This is a genomic window from Pseudarthrobacter sp. alpha12b (assembly GCF_054130495.1).
Genome location: NZ_CP196746.1, coordinates 3,765,277 through 3,780,735, shown reverse-complemented (window position 1 = coordinate 3,780,735; position 15,459 = coordinate 3,765,277). Strand labels below are relative to the sequence as shown.

The 15,459-nt window shown below is 66.9% G+C and carries 18 protein-coding genes; 11 read left to right on the top strand and 7 right to left on the bottom strand.

Annotated elements, in window-relative coordinates:
- Position 1: 1 nt before the first annotated feature.
- Together ACTAQI_RS17440 and ACTAQI_RS17435 are read left to right on the top strand one after the other, a co-directional pair.
- Positions 2-1,552, top strand: coding sequence for a putative bifunctional diguanylate cyclase/phosphodiesterase (locus ACTAQI_RS17440; RefSeq protein WP_457947529.1), 1,551 nt, complete (start codon positions 2-4; stop codon positions 1,550-1,552).
- A gap of 171 nt (positions 1,553-1,723) precedes the next feature.
- A complete protein-coding gene (locus ACTAQI_RS17435; protein WP_457947528.1) occupies positions 1,724-2,788 on the top strand; it encodes an EAL domain-containing protein in 1,065 nt (354 codons plus the stop codon).
- 64 nt (positions 2,789-2,852) lie between these two features.
- Here the strand turns inward: ACTAQI_RS17435 and ACTAQI_RS17430 are convergent, their stop codons facing one another.
- The gene (locus ACTAQI_RS17430) at positions 2,853-3,089 is read right to left on the bottom strand and encodes a DUF6480 family protein (protein WP_457947526.1); all 237 of its coding nucleotides are present in this window, start codon (positions 3,087-3,089) and stop codon (positions 2,853-2,855) included.
- Positions 3,090-3,222: 133 nt separating this feature from the next.
- On the opposite strand from ACTAQI_RS17430, the gene ACTAQI_RS17425 reads away from it, so the two are divergent.
- Positions 3,223-3,546, top strand: a complete 324-nt coding sequence (locus ACTAQI_RS17425) for a hypothetical protein (RefSeq protein ID WP_457947525.1) — start codon at positions 3,223-3,225, stop codon at positions 3,544-3,546.
- Here the strand turns inward: ACTAQI_RS17425 and ACTAQI_RS17420 are convergent.
- From ACTAQI_RS17420 to ACTAQI_RS17410, 3 genes are all read right to left on the bottom strand, one after another.
- A complete protein-coding gene (locus ACTAQI_RS17420; protein ID WP_457947523.1) occupies positions 3,543-4,382 on the bottom strand; it encodes a glycerophosphodiester phosphodiesterase in 840 nt (279 codons plus the stop codon). The genes ACTAQI_RS17425 and ACTAQI_RS17420 overlap by 4 nt on opposite strands.
- Positions 4,383-4,410: 28 nt before the next feature.
- Positions 4,411-4,674 (bottom strand): hypothetical protein, encoded by a 264-nt coding sequence (locus ACTAQI_RS17415; RefSeq protein WP_457947522.1) that lies wholly within the window; start codon positions 4,672-4,674, stop codon positions 4,411-4,413.
- A gap of 120 nt (positions 4,675-4,794) precedes the next feature.
- Positions 4,795-5,613, bottom strand: a complete 819-nt coding sequence (locus tag ACTAQI_RS17410) for an HAD family hydrolase (protein WP_457947521.1) — start codon at positions 5,611-5,613, stop codon at positions 4,795-4,797.
- 216 nt (positions 5,614-5,829) lie between these two features.
- On the opposite strand from ACTAQI_RS17410, the gene ACTAQI_RS17405 reads away from it, so the two are divergent.
- Together ACTAQI_RS17405 and ACTAQI_RS17400 are read left to right on the top strand one after the other, a co-directional pair.
- Positions 5,830-6,261 (top strand): LexA family protein, encoded by a 432-nt coding sequence (locus ACTAQI_RS17405; protein WP_457947520.1) that lies wholly within the window; start codon positions 5,830-5,832, stop codon positions 6,259-6,261.
- Positions 6,262-6,287: 26 nt separating this feature from the next.
- Positions 6,288-7,568 (top strand): Y-family DNA polymerase, encoded by a 1,281-nt coding sequence (locus tag ACTAQI_RS17400; protein WP_457947518.1) that lies wholly within the window; start codon positions 6,288-6,290, stop codon positions 7,566-7,568.
- Between the two features lie 61 nt (positions 7,569-7,629).
- Here ACTAQI_RS17400 and ACTAQI_RS17395 read toward each other — a convergent pair whose 3' ends face one another.
- Positions 7,630-7,776, bottom strand: coding sequence for a lmo0937 family membrane protein (locus tag ACTAQI_RS17395; RefSeq protein WP_159634671.1), 147 nt, complete (start codon positions 7,774-7,776; stop codon positions 7,630-7,632).
- Between the two features lie 277 nt (positions 7,777-8,053).
- On the opposite strand from ACTAQI_RS17395, the gene ACTAQI_RS17390 reads away from it, so the two are divergent.
- Both ACTAQI_RS17390 and ACTAQI_RS17385 read left to right on the top strand, forming a co-directional pair.
- Positions 8,054-9,232, top strand: coding sequence for an ABC transporter substrate-binding protein (locus ACTAQI_RS17390; protein ID WP_457947516.1), 1,179 nt, complete (start codon positions 8,054-8,056; stop codon positions 9,230-9,232).
- 469 nt (positions 9,233-9,701) lie between these two features.
- Entirely contained in the window at positions 9,702-10,487 is a 786-nt protein-coding gene (locus tag ACTAQI_RS17385; RefSeq protein WP_457947514.1) for a matrixin family metalloprotease, read from the top strand.
- A gap of 155 nt (positions 10,488-10,642) precedes the next feature.
- Here ACTAQI_RS17385 and ACTAQI_RS17380 read toward each other — a convergent pair whose 3' ends face one another.
- On the bottom strand, positions 10,643-11,590 hold the full coding sequence (locus ACTAQI_RS17380) for a carbohydrate kinase family protein (RefSeq protein WP_457947512.1): 948 nt from the start codon (positions 11,588-11,590) through the stop codon (positions 10,643-10,645).
- 35 nt (positions 11,591-11,625) lie between these two features.
- Positions 11,626-12,429, bottom strand: a complete 804-nt coding sequence (locus ACTAQI_RS17375) for an alpha/beta hydrolase (protein WP_457947511.1) — start codon at positions 12,427-12,429, stop codon at positions 11,626-11,628.
- 139 nt (positions 12,430-12,568) lie between these two features.
- Between ACTAQI_RS17375 and ACTAQI_RS17370 the strand changes: the two genes are divergently transcribed.
- The 4 genes from ACTAQI_RS17370 to ACTAQI_RS17355 all read left to right on the top strand — a co-directional run bounded on the left by ACTAQI_RS17370 (position 12,569) and on the right by ACTAQI_RS17355 (position 15,420).
- Complete coding sequence (locus ACTAQI_RS17370; RefSeq protein ID WP_457947510.1) at positions 12,569-13,216, top strand: cyclodeaminase/cyclohydrolase family protein; 648 nt, start codon at positions 12,569-12,571, stop codon at positions 13,214-13,216.
- Between the two features lie 120 nt (positions 13,217-13,336).
- Positions 13,337-14,305: a hypothetical protein gene (locus ACTAQI_RS17365; protein WP_457947508.1), complete on the top strand. Its 969-nt coding sequence runs from the start codon at positions 13,337-13,339 to the stop codon at positions 14,303-14,305.
- 82 nt (positions 14,306-14,387) lie between these two features.
- Positions 14,388-14,597: a hypothetical protein gene (locus ACTAQI_RS17360; RefSeq protein ID WP_457947507.1), complete on the top strand. Its 210-nt coding sequence runs from the start codon at positions 14,388-14,390 to the stop codon at positions 14,595-14,597.
- An 82-nt stretch (positions 14,598-14,679) separates the two neighbouring features.
- Positions 14,680-15,420 (top strand): SDR family NAD(P)-dependent oxidoreductase, encoded by a 741-nt coding sequence (locus ACTAQI_RS17355; RefSeq protein WP_457947505.1) that lies wholly within the window; start codon positions 14,680-14,682, stop codon positions 15,418-15,420.
- Positions 15,421-15,459 lie beyond the last annotated feature (39 nt).

Below are 15,459 nucleotides of genomic sequence, written 5' to 3'. Positions count from 1 at the left end.
CATGTTTGCCGACGACGACCCCCGGCTCTCCCAGCTGCTGGAAGGCATCGTCCGGCTTGCCTCCGGTGACCTGACGTCCCGCATTGAGGTGTCCCCGGCCCGGGATGAGCTTGATGCGATCATCATGGGCACCAACCTGTTGGCCGAGGACCTGCAGGTCATTTACGAGGAACTTGAGCAGCGGGTCCAGGTCCGGACCCAGCTCCTGCACGAGGCCCACCTCGAGATGCAGAAGATGGCCATGCAGGATCCTTTGACGGGACTGGCCAACCGGTCGGCGCTGCTTGATGCCCTCCGCAGCGCCCTGGAAGCACGGACCGCCGCGGACGGCAAGCGGGTGGAAGAAGGGCCCGCCATCCTGTTGATGGACCTGGACGCGTTCAAATCCATCAATGACAGCCTGGGGCACACGGCCGGCGACCAGGTCCTGGTGACCGTTGGCGAAAGGCTCCGGACCGCGGTGCGCGCGTCCGACGTCGTAGCCCGCCTGGGCGGCGACGAATTCGCCATTGTCATGCCGTCCGCATCGGCAGACCAGGCGGCCATCGTGGCGCACCGCATCCTGGCGTCCCTCACCGAACCCATTGAGCTCCCCGGCCGGAGCGTCCGCTGCGGCGCCAGCATCGGGCTCAGCGTGGGCAGCGACGGCCAGAGCCCGGAGGACATGCTGATGGAGGCGGACGTCGCCATGTATGCCTCCAAGGCCGAGGGGCAGAACAAGCTGCACCGGTTCGAGCCTGCGCTGCTGCTGATGCGCCGGCTCCGCAGCCAGCTGGTGGACGACCTGCGGGCCGCCATCAAGGACGATGGCCTGACGCTGCACTACCAGCCGGTGGTGGAGCTGGGCACGGGACGGATCGAGGGCGTGGAGGCGCTGGTCCGGTGGAACCACCCCACCCGCGGCTTCATCATGCCTGACGAGTTCATCCCCCTGGCCGAGGAGGCGGGGCTGATCTCGGAACTGGGCCTCTGGGTCCTCAGGACCGCCGTGAGGCAGTTGCGGGCATGGATCGACGCCTCCCTGGTGGACGGCAGCTTCTCCGTGCGCATCAACATCTCCGCCACAGACCTGCAGAGCCTGCAGTTCATTGAGGACGTGCGCAATACACTCCACGAGACCGGCGTCAGGCCTGAACAGGTTGTCCTGGAGCTGACGGAGGTGGCAATCGTCAAGGGCAATGAGCTGGACCGCTATTCGCTGGGCGGTCTGCGCGGCCTGGGAGTGGGCATCGAAATCGACGACTTCGGCACCGGCTATTCATCCATCAGCTACCTCCGCCGGCTGCCGGTGGACCGGGTCAAGGTAGACCGGTCGCTGATTACCGGGCTCGAGAGCGATCCCAACCAACCCGCGCTGGTGGCGGCAGTCCTGCAACTGGTGCGGGCATGCGGGCTGGAAGCCGTGTGGGAGGGCGTGGAAACGGCGGCGCAGGCGGAAATCCTCCGCGGCCTGGGCTGCCACAGCGCCCAGGGCTACTACTTCAGCCGGCCCGTTCCCCCGGAGCAGATCCCGGAACTGCTGGCTGACCAGCAGGAAAGCGCTAACCAGTAGCGCAAAAACTACTGCGCTTTTGGAGCCGCCGTTATACGATCAGCGTGCGGTGTCTGGTTTTTCGCCGCCACGGAATTCAGGTCTGGCAGCACCGTACTTTTATAAGGCGTTTGGAAATTTGAACATTATTGGGCCATCGGGTCATTACTTCGTCAACTGGGGGCGTTGCTAATGTCGGTTCGGGTACAGGCATGGGGAATTATCGCCGCCGTGCTGGCGGATACGGATCCTGCGGGAGCCGCCGTCCGGCAGCGGTTGAGCAACAGCCTCGATGAGAATCCCGGCGTGCCCGAACGGGCCCTGCTGGAGTATCTCCTTGAGACCCGGCGCAGCGACGCCAACACGGTGGAAACATTGGAAACCGCCAGGGACATGCGGCTCACACCGCCGGCGCTGCCGCCGCAGTTCGCGGAGCAGCTGGATGCCATCCGCAGCACGTCCCGGATCAGCGCCCTGCTGGAAAACCAGATGCTGATGACCGCGTTCCAGCCCATCTATGGGCTGGGTGGACGAACCGTGGTGGGCGCGGAAGCGCTATCCCGCTTCGTCAGCGATGACGGCGCAGCCGCCGAGCTATGGTTTGCCGAGGCAGCGGCCGTGGGCCTGGGCGCAAACCTGGAGTTCTCGGCGCTGGGATCCGCGGCAGCGGCCGCCCGGGGCCTGCCCGAAAACCTCTATGTGTCCCTCAACATTTCGCCCACGTCCTGCATGGACCCCCGGCTGCCGGAACTGTTCGACCACATTGACCTCCCCATCCACCGGGTGGTGCTCGAACTGACCGAGGACATTCCTGAAGAGGAATACCTGCAGTTCCTTTCCGCGATCAATCCGCTGCGGGAAAAAGGGCTGCGCATCGCCGTCGATGACACACACACCGGCGCCGGCGCACTGGGCCGCATGATCCACCTGCGGCCCGACTTCCTCAAGGTGGGCCGCAACGTCATCGGCGACGTCGACAAGGACGGTCTCCAGCGGGCGCTGGCCGCCTGCCTGGTGGACTTCACCGACCAGATCGGCATCACCCTGGTGGCTGAGGGCATCGAAACGGTGGGTGAGCTCAAGGTCCTCACCGAACTGGGCATCAGCGCCGGCCAGGGGTACCTGCTGGGCCGGCCGTCGGTGCGCCCCAAGGACTGGGCAAGCTGGAACACGCGCCTGGACGTGGACGGCCTGGAGCGCCACCTGGCGGGCCCGGGCGAATCACGGGCTATCCCCCAGGGCAAAGAGTCTTCCTGAAAAATTGCCGCAGGCAGCAGGGGGCCGGCAGCTAGCCGGCCGCCCCGCTGCCCGCATCCACGCGCTATTCAGAGTGGCCCTGGTCCCTGCTCATCTGGCCCTCGGCCGGCGGCGTCTCTCCCGGCGGCACTCCCCCGCCGGGTTCCAAGCCGGTGACGTTGCCTTCCGCCGGATCCGGGTTTGGCGACCCGGCCGACTCACTGCTGCGCTGCTCCGCCAGGTGGGGCTGGGCGGCGCCAACCTCTTCCTTCCCCGGACGGTCGGGGTTCGCGGGGTCATTTTCCGGATGGTAAGTGCTCATTGCCTTTCCTTCCTCTCCGGCTGCGGTTCGTTTCCCCAGCACTGGACTAATTGTAAGCATGCTGATAATTCTGGAGGAGTAGGGCCGGTACGCCGCTGGGGCGCCGGCATGCAATGTCGGAAGGAGCAGTCACATGGGAATCGGCGACAGCATCGGCAAGGCAGCAGAAAACGCCATGGAGGACCTGGCCGGGACATCCAAGCCGACAGAGAAGACGGACGTGCCAGACCCCGCGGACCCCAATGACGACGTGGAAGTCCACTCGTCCCTGAGCGAAGGCTCAAACGCGATGGAGGCAGAGAAGCAGAAGGCACCCGGCCTCAAGACCGGGACTGCCCCGGCTCGCGTCTCCACCAGTCCGTTGGGCGGGGACGCCGATGAGACGGACAGTGATCAAGCCGACGACGGCGGCCTGGCCGGCGACGCGACAGCACCCACCGAAACAGGCCGCGGCTAGTCAGCCGGACCGGGCGGCCACTCGCCCCGTGCGGGCCCGTGCGGCCACTCGCCCCGCTCCATGAGCACGCCGCGGAGCAGGTCCGCCCGGTCCGTGACGATGCCGTCCACGCCCAGGTGGAGGAGCCGGTGCATTTCCGCTGCCTCGTTAATGGTCCAGACGTGCACCACCAGGCCAAGGTCATGCGCGCGCCGGACGAAGCCGGCGGTGACAACAGGTACCCGTCCGTAGCGGACGGGTACCTGCAGCGCATGCACATCCCGGAGTGTTCGGCGCATCAGCCGGCGGAATACCGGCCGCGGAAGCACAGGGCCCAGCAGGGTGAAGAGGGCATTCGAGGCCATTCCGGCGGAGGAGGCCACCGGCTGGCTGAGCAGCTTCAGTACCGCCCGCCGTCGGCGGTCCGAAAAACTCGCCACCAGCACCCGGTGGTGGACCTGGTGCCGCTCGATCGCGGCGGCGGTGCTGTGGACCGAGCCCCAGTCCTTGACGTCGAGGTTCAGTCGGGCATCGGGGAGCTGGGTAACCAGGTCGTCAAAGGTGGGGATGGGCTCGCGGCCGTTGATCCGGGCCTTGGCCACATCCGCGGCCGGCAGTTCCGCCACCCGGCCCCTGCCGTCGGTGACCCGGTCCAGGGTTTCATCATGGAAGAGCAGCAGCACGCCGTCCGCCGTGGTGTGCACATCCGTTTCGAGGTAGCGGAAGCCAAGTTCAACGCCGGCGCGGAACGCGGCCATGGAGTTTTCCAGGCCCTCAGCCGAGAACCCGCGGTGGGCCATGGCGATGGGAAGCTGCCGCCCGGCGTCGTCCGCGTGGTCGAAAAAGGGCAGGGTCACCCTGCGAGCGTACCCCGGATCCGGCGCGTCAGCCCCGGCAGCCAGTCTCCGCGCAGGGAAGGATGTCCACGCCGTCGCCGCAGTGCAGCAGGGTCCGGCCGCGGCCGGCGTCCAGGTGGACCCAGACGGCAGTGTGGTCCGCCGTAATGGTGTCCACCACGCCGCCCGCCTCAAAACCGGGTGCGAACAGGACCCGGACGCGGTCCCCCTGGCGCAGCTGTTTCCAGTGCGGTGCGGGCGTTGCTTTGCGCAGCGGCGCGTCGGCCGCGTGCTGCCTGACGTTCTTTGCCATCGTTCCCCCTATGAGCCGTGGGAGGGTGCCTGCTCTCCACGCTTCACGCTACGCAGGGAAGGTAAACGCCAGGTGAGCGCCAGCTGTGAGAATGGGGCGCCGGACCCGGGAAAGCGGAACTCAGGAAAACTGGACGCCCAGGGACGCGAGCCTGGCCTCAAGGACCTGGGCCACGCCGTCGTCGTCAAAATGCGGCGCCTGCTGCCCTGCCGCGCGGATGGCTTCCGGATGGCCGCTGGCCATGGCATAGCCGTGGCCGGCCCAGCGGAGCATCTCGATATCGTTGGGCATGTCACCGAAGGCCACCACGTCAGCGGCGTCAATGCCCAGCGCACCGGCGTATTCAGCAAGGGTGACGGCCTTGTTCACGCCCGGAAGGGACAGTTCCAGCATTGCGACGCCGGGTGAAGAGTGGGTGGTGGCGGCCAGGTGTTCGACGGCGGGCGCCACCTCGGCAAGGAAGTCGTCGGGAGTGCCGTCACGGACGATCGCGAGGAATTTGACCACGGAGTCATCCCCGGTGAGCGTTTCCCTGAGCGGCGCCGGGGTGAATTCGGCGAGCAGCTCGCTGGATTCGTTTTCGATAAAGCCCGGCTCCAGGTGGAATCCGGTGAGCGTTTCCGCAGCGAACAGGGCGGCCGGGCGGAGTGCCTTGATGATGCGGCGGGCTTCCAGGACGGTGTCGATGGCCAGGGTGCGGGCGGAGACCAGGCGGTCCGCCTCAAGGTCCCAGACCACTGCGCCGTTGGAGCAGATGACACGGCCGGTGTGACCCAGCTGTTCCTCGAGCGGGTGCAGCCACCGCGGCGGCCGGCCGGTCACGAACACCAACTCGACGCCGACATCACGGCAGGCGTGGAAGGCGCAGATGGTGCGGGGGCTGATTTTTCCGTCGTGCCCAAGGATCGTTCCGTCTATATCGCTTGCTACCAACCGCATCCTGCAAGTCTACGTGGGCTGGGCGCGCTGGTACCTCCCACGACGCTGGAAGGCGGCAGGCCGCCGTCGTCCTCCCAGTGAAGCACCCCAGCGTGTCCGGCGGACCTGCTTGCAGCAGGCAGCCGCCCTTGGAGACCCCTGAATGAAGGAGTACCCGTTGTCAGCCTCCGGCGCTACACTGAAACCATCGAACATATATTCGAATAAAGGTGTGTTTTGGGCGTTGTTGTCGGTCCCCGTGTGATAAATGCGGGCGCCTCGTTATTCTCCGTGCTGGTCTCACCCGTGGCGGTGGCGGCAGGCTTTCCGTCCCCGGCGCAGGACTACTTTGACGGCCGGATCGACCTGAACGCGCACCTCATCAAGGACATCACCAGCACCTTCGTGGTCCGGGTCACCGGGGACTCGATGGAGGGCGCCGGCATCAGTGACGGCGACGAACTGATCGTGAACCGGGCACTGGAACCAAAGGACGGAGCGGTGGTGATCGCAGTGCTGGACGGGGAATTGACGGTCAAGCGCCTCCGCATCACCCGCACCGGCGTGGTGCTGCAGGCGGAGAACCCAAAGTACCCGGACATCCACGTGCCCGCCCTGTCCGAGCTGACCATCTGGGGTGTTGCCACCAGGTGCCTGCACCATGTTTGAAGTGCACCATGCCTAAGCCTGCGTTCATGCCAAGGACGCCGCAGATCGCGCACGTGGACGTCAACTGCTTCTACGCCTCCGCCGAGCGCGCGTTCGATCCGTCGCTGGAGGGCCGGCCGCTGGTGGTGCTGTCCAACAATGACGGCTGCGCCGTGACCCGCTCCCCCGAGGCGAAAGCACTCGGCATCTCCACCGGAGAGCCCTGGTTCAAACTCGAGCCGCGGGCCAAAGAGTGGGGCCTGGTGGCGAAGTCCAGCAACTATGAGCTCTATGGGGACATCAGCTCCCGGGTGATGGAACTGCTGGGCCGGTACTCGGCGTGGCTGGAGGTGTATAGCATTGACGAAGCCTTCCTGGGCGTCAAAGGCGATCCGGAGCAGCTGCTGGCCCTGGGCCGCAGGATGAAGAATGCCGTGCGGCGGAACGTGGGGGTGCCGGTCTGCGTTGGCATCGCCCCCACCAAGACGTTGGCAAAACTCTGCAACAAGTGGGCCAAGAACAATTCCGCTTTTGGCGGGGTCTGCCTGTGGGACTCCGTGCCGGCCGACGTGCGGCAGGCACTGATGGGCCGGTTGCCGGTGGAGGAGATCTGGGGCATCGCCGGGCGGCTGACCAAGCGGCTCAATGTGCTGGGGATCTTCACTGTCCACGACCTCGTCAGTGCGGATCCGGTGATGATCAGGGACAAGTTCTCGGTGGTGCTGATGCGCACCGTCCTTGAACTGCGCGGCACCCCCTGCATCCCCATGGAGGAGGAGCGCATCGGCCGGGACCAGCTGATCTTCTCCCGCTCCTTCGCCACCCCGGTCACAACAGCAGCCGGCCTGCGCGAGGTGTTCAGCATTTACGGGCAGCAGGCCAGCGCCAGGCTTTCCAAGCACGGACTGCAGGCGAAGGTGCTGACGGCGTTCGCTGCCACCTCGCCATTCAGGAATTCGGAGCAGGCCCACCATTCAGTGTGTGTATCCCTGCCGATGCCCACGGCGGATCCCCTCCTGCTTACCAGGGCCGCGCACGCGCTGCTGCCCAGCATCCGGGACGGACTTAAGTACGCGAAGGCGGGCCTGATGCTCACCGACCTGCGGCCCACGGGAAACCAGCCACCCCTGGAGCTGTTCGAGAACCGGCATGAGGAGCGCGGCATCGGCCCCCTTCTGGAGGATGTGAGCCGGCGGTTCGGGCGGGGCTGCATCGGGCTGGGGCACGCCGGCATGAGGTCCGGCCTGGACTGGACCATGAAGCGTGACATGCGCTCGCCCCGGTACACCACGCACTGGGACGAACTCCCCCTGGTTAAGGCGGCCTGACGCACCGGGATTCCTGCCGCCGGCGCTGTGACCGGCGGCAGGAATCCTGTCTGCGTTGCGTTTAGACGCGTGACCTGCCACGGACGAAGTGGAAGATAAGCACCACCACGGCAACCACCAAGAGTATGTGGATGAGCCCGCCACCGATGTTTGCGAGCAGTCCGAGAAGCCAAAGAACGGCGATGATAATAGCGATCCAAAGCAGCATGAGTGTCTCCTTGTTTATTTTTCCAAAGCCCCCATGCCGCCTACGTACCCACCACCGCGCCCAAAAAATCAGTGCCGGCACCTGCGGATGGCATTCACAGCCGGTGCCGGGTGCGTACCCCCCTCCGGATCAAGACGTCCCACGACGATTTTTGACGTCCTGCTACGCCGCGTTGAGCGTTCGCGTCGCCGGGTGAACGCCCGCTACGCGGTTGATTGTGGGGCCGCTGGCCGCTCCGTAATCTCGTCTCAGCATCCGACCCAGCAAAGGAATTTCCATGGCAAACCCGCAGGACAAGAATCCGCAGAACCAGCAAGGCTCAACCCGCATCGTCGCCGGCCAGACAGTGAAGCCCAAGCGCCCGCTCGGTTTGAAGATCGGCATCGCCGCCGCACTCCTGGCCCTCGCAGGAGGGGGTGCCGCCGTCGCCTCAGCCGTGAACAGCGCCACCCCGGCGGCAGCCCCGGACGCTGCCCCGTCAGGCAACCCCGCCGCCGAGCTGAAGCTCGGCTACTTCGGCAATGTCACCCACGCACCCGCCCTGGTGGGGGTCAGCAAGGGCTTCATCGCCGATGAACTGGGCAGCACCAAGCTCAGCACCCAGGTGTTCAACGCCGGCCCCGCAGCCATCGAAGCCCTGAACGCCGGCGCCGTCGATGCGACCTACATCGGACCGAACCCGGCCATCAACTCGTTCGTCAAGAGCCAGGGCGAATCGGTGAACATCATCGCCGGCGCTGCAGCCGGTGGGGCCCAGCTGGTGGTTAAGCCGGAGATCAATTCGGCGGCGGACCTGAAGGGCAAGACGCTCGCGTCCCCGCAGCTTGGCGGCACGCAGGACGTGGCTCTCCGCGCCTGGCTTTCCTCCCAGGGCTACAAAACGAACGTGGACGGCAGCGGCGACGTCGCCATCAACCCCACGGAGAACGCCCAGACCCTGAAGTTGTTCCAGGACGGAAAGCTCGACGGCGCGTGGTTGCCTGAGCCATGGGCGTCACGGCTGGTACTGACCGCCGGGGCGAAGGTGCTGGTGGATGAAAAGGACCTCTGGGACGGCTCGCTGTCCGGCAAGCCGGGCGAGTTCCCCACCACTATCCTGATCGTGAACCAGAAGTTCGCGGCAGACCACCCGGACACCGTCAAGGCACTGCTGAAGGGGCACGTGAAGTCGGTCGAGTGGTTGAACAACGCGTCCGCGGGCGACAAGGCCACCGTCATCAACGCCGCGCTCAAGGAAGCGGCCGGCGCCGAGCTCAAGGCCGACGTCATTGACCGGTCCCTGAAGAACATCGTGTTCACCGTGGACCCGCTGGCAGGGACCTACCAGAAGCTCCTGGCCGACGGCGTGACTGCCGGCACCACAAAACAGGCCGACATCAACGGCATCTTCGACCTGCGGGCCCTCAACAGCGTCTCGGGCGGGAAGACCTCGGCGGCGGGACTCGGGAAGGAGTAGACCCTCTCGGCCCCATCGGTTGCTCCGTAAATCCCCTTTTGAGCCCTCAGAACGACATCTACGGAGCAATCGATTGTCCCTCGGGCCTCCTTTCGGCCCGGGGACGCGGTCCGGCATCCGGCCGGCTCCCTTTCTTGCCTAAATCCTGTGCATTTCCCGCGCCAAGGCTGGGAAGCAGGCCCCTAGGCTGAGGGGGTTGCCCATCGGCGGGCGGCAGGGCTTAAGGGGGATGCCGGTGACCGGTTTAGGGAAAGGCAGTAATTCGCAGCAGGACATCCCGGGCGCGTTGGCCCCACCACACGTCCGGCGTTCCCCCAGCGGACGCATCCCGCAATGGGCTATCGATGAGGCCTTTGGCAGGGCCGAGACTCCGTCGCCGTGGCGCAGCACCGAACGCCCTCGGCCTGGTCGGAAGAAGTTCCGGAACAAAGCCCGACAACAACGGCCCCGGTTCGCACGGTCCACCCGGATGCGGACCGCCCTTGGGATCGCCCTGGTTGTCTGCCTGTACTTCACACCGGCGCTCTTCGACCGCGTGGTCCTTCCTCTGGCGGCTCCCTACCTTCCCGGCGCGAAAGTCCCGCCACCGGGATACGAGGCCGCATCCGCTCCCCTGGGCACACCGCCGGCAAGCACGGGTTCCAATGCTTTTGTGCTGGAGGAGTCGCCGAAAGAGGGTCAGCGCCTGGTTGCCTACGATCCCTGCCGCCCGGTCCATTATGTTGTCCGGCCGGACAACGCGCTGCCGGGTGGAGACATCCTGGTCCGCGAAGCTATAGCGGCAGCTTCCCAGGCGACCGGACTGGAATTTGTCTATGACGGAACCACGGCAGAGGCTCCAACCGATAATCGGCAGGCATTCCAGCCTGACCGCTACGGGAAACGGTGGGCGCCCGTGCTGATCGCCTGGTCGACCCCTGAGGAAAGTCCCGCCCTTGCGGGAGACGTTGCCGGACTCGGCGGAAGCGGCTACGCACAGGCCACCGGGCAGCCGCTGCTGCCGTTGGTCCTCGCCGCCGGCCAGGTGCGCCTTGATGCCCCTGATCTTGCCGATATCGTTGCCAGCCGCCCGGACGGCCCAGCGGAAGTGCGGGCCATCATCATGCACGAGCTCGGACACGTTTTGGGTCTCAACCACGTCAATGATCCGTCTCAACTGATGAATGCCGAGAACGCGGGCGTTACAGACTTTGCGGCAGGTGACCGGGCCGGGCTTGCCCTGCTGGGTAGTGGGCCCTGCGTCCCGCAGCTCTAACCGGCGAATAACCAGCCGCACCAGTGGTGCTGCAGCCGGCTTTCGAACACCAATCGGAATGCGGCAAGGAGCAGTCCAGTCTCACCCCCATCGGTTGCTCCGTAAATGTCCTTTTGAGCCGTCAGAACGGCATCTGCGGAGCAATCGTTTCAGCCTTAGGAGCCCATTTCAGCCCCGTGCAACTCGGCCCGCGTGGGCGGATTGGCGCCGGGGCGGGACACCGTGACGGCAGCGGCCTTGGCAGCATGCCCCAGCAGTTCCGCCAGGCCCTCAACAGGGAGGTCCCGCAGCTCCTGGCGGTTCTGCGCGCCGTCCAGCTCCCGGTCCACCAGACCTGACAACAATGCCGCCATGAACGAATCCCCGGCCCCCACGGTGTCCGCCACAACAACCTTTGGCGCGGGAACCGATGCTTCACCGGCCCGGCACACACCCCACGGACCCTCGGCGCCGCGGGTCACCACCACCAGCGCGGGTCCCTCTTCTCCACCCAACGCCAGCCACTTGCGGGCCGAATCCAGCACGTCCTGCCCCGGGTACAGCCAGGCCAGGTCCTCGTCGGATGCCTTGACCACGTCGGCGAGCGCCACGAACTTTTCAGCCTGCCGCCGCGCGAAGTCCACATCCGTGATGATGCTGGGCCTGCAGTTGGGATCGAAGCTGATGGTGGCGGAAGGGTGGGCATATTCGACGGCGGCCAGCACCTCGGTGGCGCCCGGCGCCAGCATCGTCGCGATGGAGCCGGTGTGCAGCAGCGTGGTGCCCTGCAGCATGAAGCCGAGCCGGTCTGCGATGCCCGGCAGCTCCCAGGTGAGGTCGAACGTGTAGGTGGCGGCGCCGTCGTCGTCAATCAGCGCCGTGGCCACGCTTGTGGGCAACCCGTCCGGAGGCAGCGGCAGCATCACCGAACTGGCGCGCAGGTGGGCGGCCACCGAATCACCGTAGGCGTCCCGGCCGTAACGGCCGATGAACTGCACCGGATGGTCCAGCCGGGCCAAGCCCACCGCGACGTTCAGGGGGCTGCCGCCCACGTGGGCCTCAATTCCGGAGGCGCGCTGGACAACGTCAACAAGGCCTTCGCCGATCACTGTGAGCATGGTCATACTCTGCCAGAAAGAGGCCGGCCCAGCAGTTCGTGTCAGCCCAGCAGCCTGCTCGCCAGTTCCCGGCACGTCGCATAGGCTTCCGCGGTGACATCGATCAGCGCGAAATGGTCGCCCGGGACCATGATCAGCTCCGCGGGCACGGAACCCGTGCGGCTGGCGTCGACATACGTGGTGGACATGCTGAGCGGCACGTCGGCGTCCTCCGTCGTGTGGACCGCATAGACGGGAAGGTCCAGCGGCAGCGCGGCCATGGGGTCGGCGTACCGGTGGCGCCCGGGAAAGTCCGACGACGGGCCGCCCAGCAGGTTGCCCACCGCGCCGTTGCTGAGGTGGAGGCGCTCGGCATCGGCCAGGTTAAGGACGCCGGACTGGCTTATTACCCCGGTGACGCGAACGGCGTCGTGCCTCTTCGCCACCTCGCCGCCCTCCGCCGGGCCAGGGCCAGGCCCAGGCAGCCGGTCCCTGCCCGCGGCCCACACCGCCAAATGCCCGCCGGCCGAATGCCCCAGGGCCACCACCTTGCCCAGGTCCAGCGAGTGCGGTTCGGCCAGCTCCGCCAGCTTGTCGATGCCGGCCAGAATGTCCTCGAAGGTGCCCGGCCAGCCCCCGCCGTTGCCGGCGCGCCGGTACTCGAGGTTCCAGGCGGCCATGCCGTGCTCCGCCAGGTCCTTCGCCAGTGGCTCACCCAGTTCGGCGCCGTACGTGGAGCGCCAGTATCCGCCGTGGATCACCACCACCACGCCCCGGTGGGTTCCGCCAGCCGGAAGATCGGGCAGGAAAAGTTCGCCCCACTGGCTGGGGTCGTCACCGTACTCATAGCGGTAGCGCTGCGTCACACTGGCCCACTTTATCCGCCCCGGTCGCCGGAAGCGCCCCGCGTTTCCGCGGCGAGGACCTCCAAAACTGGGCCAGTGTGGGCGTGATGCCGCCGTAACCGCCGTTTAGCCGCGCACGTTTGTGGGCACGGTTCCTGGCATGGATGAACAGATTGTGACCACCCAGGGGTCGACTGTTGAGGAATGGACGCGCGCGCTGGCGGAGTCCACGGGTTCCCCTGGCGGAGGTGCGGGGACCGGACTGATGCTGTCGGTGGCGGCATCGCTGACGTCGATGGTCGCCGGCTACAGCGGGGACGACGGCGGGGAGCCGGCAGGGATACGGACGCGGGCACGGGCGCTGCGCCAGGAAGCCCTGCGCTTGGCGGATGACGATGCGTCCGCGTCCAAAGCATTCGGCGCCGCCTTCCGGCTGGAGCCGGGTCCGGAGCGGGACGAGGCAATCCGGCAAGCCTCAGTGGATGCAGCCGCATCCTCTGCCGTCCTTGGCGAGCGGGCCATCGAGGCCATTGACGACCTCGCCTGGCTGGCAACCCACGGCAACCGGTCACTGGTGGCAGACGTCGTCGTCGCTTTCGGGGCCCTCCGTGCGGCCGTGGCGGGTGCCCGCACCAACGTCAGCTTTGACCTCGGGTCCCTCCGCTCCGCAGGGAGCACCCTGGACCAGGTCCGGGAGCAGCATCCGGACCTCTGGGCCGCCGTCGAGAAACTCAACGAAGCCATGGACCGCATTGACACCCTGGCCGCGGACATCGACCACCGCGCCGCCCCGACGGACTCGGCCTGAGGATCGCAAACACTTGACTGCATCACGTTAATTGCGTTGTTCCGTCGTTGGACTCTGCTGCTGGCCTGTGCTTATGGTGGGCAGCATTGTTTGCAGGTGACCCTGGGGGAGGCGTACAACGTGAAGTCAGAACTTGGTGCCTGGGCGTTTCTCCGCCCCCTTCTGCTCGCCGTGGCGGTAGCTGCATCATGGATCGCCCTGTCCGCCGGAGCCGCCTCCGCCGATTCCTCCACCTCCAGCGACCCACTCCTTTATGCCGCCCCATCTACGTTGGGCTCAGTCACCGCCACGGTCGCCCATCAGGCTAAGGACGTCCTGGCACCAGTGGAAACAGGACCGGTTGACGGGGTGGCAGCACCCGCCTCGACCATCCCGGCACGTGTTGCCATGCCGACCCTCCGCCCGGTGGTGGAGGACGTCACCGCCTTGGCCGACGACGTTGCGCGGGCTGTTCCGGTGGTGAACACCGTTGTGCCGGCAGGAACCGTGACGGCAGCGGTGGATCCGGCCGTTGGCAGTGTGGACGGCGTCATCGGCGGGGCGGTGGGAACCATGGTTCCCGTGGCCGGCGCGGTCCTCGAGCCACTTGACCCTGTCCTTGAACCGGTCATCGACGCCGTGCCTTTGCCAGCGCCCCTACCCGTTGCACCCGGGCCCTCGACAGGGGCGCCCGCCATTCCGGCAGTTGCTGACGTGCCGCAGGCGGGTGACGGCGCACCTCCCCGGGCGGCCGAACCGGAGGCGGAGACCGCCAGCGCTGCGCCGGCTTCCGCCCGGGCCCTCCATGCGACATCGCACGGCAACGGCCTCGCGTGCGACCCGCGGATGGGGCCTGCAGTCGGAACGCCGCTACCGCCAGGGGCGGGACCGCAGGACGCACCACTCCGTGGGCCGTCGAATGCGATAACCGGCATGCCGGGTGTTGCCACGGGCGGAAGCAGCCCATCCGGCGGCAATGGGTCCACAATGCCCGCATGGCTCGACGCCCATAACTTCCACGTCCCTGCGGCCGGCACGGTTTCCGTCGAGGGCGGCCGGCCCACTGCCCCCGCACCGGTGTCCTTCGGCCCCGGATCATCTCCTGACTAGTTGAGGCCCCTCCGCGCCCCGGCGCGGAATGAGCCAATCGTGGGCCAAGCAGTAGGCCCGATCCAACTTTCAGGAGAACTTCATGATGCACCGTAATATCCGTGGCTGCCTGCTCGCCGTGATCGCGGGCGGCCTTCTGGTCGCTACCGGTAGCGCCGCCAACGCTGCCGGCACCGCCACCCCCACAACCCTGGCCAACACAGGCATCGACACCGGCCTGCTGGTGGTGGGCCTGCTGCTTCTGGCCTTCGGAGGGCTGCTGGCGCTGATCCTTGGCAGGAAGCGCAGCTGATCCTGTACCGCGTGAGGCATGGACTGGACAGCAGGGGCTCCGGGTAGCGTAGGGAAACACCCCGAGCGAAAGAAGGGCCCGAATGGCACGCGTCTTCATCACCGGTTCCACCGACGGACTGGGCCTGGCAACAGCGGACACGCTGCTCGGGGACGGCCACGAAGTGATCGTCCACGCGCGGTCCTCCCAGCGGGTCCCCGCCCTACAGCATCTGCTGGACCGCGGGGCGCAGTGCGTCACCGGGGATCTCGCCGTATTGGACGAGGTCCGGCAGATCGCGGTCCAGGCCACCGGGATGGGCAGCATCGACGCGGTAATCCACAACGCCGGAATCCTGAACGGTCCGGCCCTGCTGCCCGTGAACGTCGTCGCCCCGTACCTGCTCACGGCCCTCATCCCCGGTCCGCGCCGGCTCATCTACCTGAGCAGCGGCATGCACCGCGGCGGCGACACCGGCCTAAGCGGCCTGGACTGGGCCGGGCGTACGACGACGGCCTCCTACTCCACCACCAAGCTGCACGTCACTGCGCTGTCGGCAGCGGTGGCCAGGCTGGTGCCGGGCGTCGCCAGCAATGCCGTGGACCCCGGCTGGGTGCCCACCCGCATGGGCGGGCGGTCGGCTCCGGACAGCCTGGAACTGGGCCACCGCACCCAGGAGTGGCTTGCCACGAGCGACGACCCTGCCGCCCTGGCCAGCGGAGGTTACTGGTACCACCAGCACCGGCAAACTCCGCACCCGGCCGCCACCGATCCCCAGTTCCAGGACGCCCTGCTCACCCAGCTGGCGGAGCACACCGGCGTCACGCTGGAGAAACTCGGCTAACCTCCATCGACTGCTCCGTACTTGTCGTTTTCGCGCGTG

Excerpts from the sequence above, each read along its gene's own strand:
- ACTAQI_RS17440 (WP_457947529.1), top strand. The coding sequence starts at position 2 with ATGTTTGCCGACGACGACCCCCGGCTCTCCCAGCTGCTGGAAGGCATC.
- ACTAQI_RS17435 (WP_457947528.1), top strand. The coding sequence starts at position 1,724 with ATGTCGGTTCGGGTACAGGCATGGGGAATTATCGCCGCCGTGCTGGCG.
- ACTAQI_RS17430 (WP_457947526.1), bottom strand. The coding sequence starts at position 3,089 with ATGAGCACTTACCATCCGGAAAATGACCCCGCGAACCCCGACCGTCCG.
- ACTAQI_RS17425 (WP_457947525.1), top strand. The coding sequence starts at position 3,223 with ATGGGAATCGGCGACAGCATCGGCAAGGCAGCAGAAAACGCCATGGAG.
- ACTAQI_RS17415 (WP_457947522.1), bottom strand. The coding sequence starts at position 4,674 with ATGGCAAAGAACGTCAGGCAGCACGCGGCCGACGCGCCGCTGCGCAAA.
- ACTAQI_RS17410 (WP_457947521.1), bottom strand. The coding sequence starts at position 5,613 with ATGCGGTTGGTAGCAAGCGATATAGACGGAACGATCCTTGGGCACGAC.
- ACTAQI_RS17400 (WP_457947518.1), top strand. The coding sequence starts at position 6,288 with ATGCCAAGGACGCCGCAGATCGCGCACGTGGACGTCAACTGCTTCTAC.
- ACTAQI_RS17395 (WP_159634671.1), bottom strand. The coding sequence starts at position 7,776 with ATGCTGCTTTGGATCGCTATTATCATCGCCGTTCTTTGGCTTCTCGGA.
- ACTAQI_RS17390 (WP_457947516.1), top strand. The coding sequence starts at position 8,054 with ATGGCAAACCCGCAGGACAAGAATCCGCAGAACCAGCAAGGCTCAACC.
- ACTAQI_RS17385 (WP_457947514.1), top strand. The coding sequence starts at position 9,702 with ATGCGGACCGCCCTTGGGATCGCCCTGGTTGTCTGCCTGTACTTCACA.
- ACTAQI_RS17380 (WP_457947512.1), bottom strand. The coding sequence starts at position 11,590 with ATGACCATGCTCACAGTGATCGGCGAAGGCCTTGTTGACGTTGTCCAG.
- ACTAQI_RS17370 (WP_457947510.1), top strand. The coding sequence starts at position 12,569 with ATGGATGAACAGATTGTGACCACCCAGGGGTCGACTGTTGAGGAATGG.
- ACTAQI_RS17360 (WP_457947507.1), top strand. The coding sequence starts at position 14,388 with ATGATGCACCGTAATATCCGTGGCTGCCTGCTCGCCGTGATCGCGGGC.
- ACTAQI_RS17355 (WP_457947505.1), top strand. The coding sequence starts at position 14,680 with ATGGCACGCGTCTTCATCACCGGTTCCACCGACGGACTGGGCCTGGCA.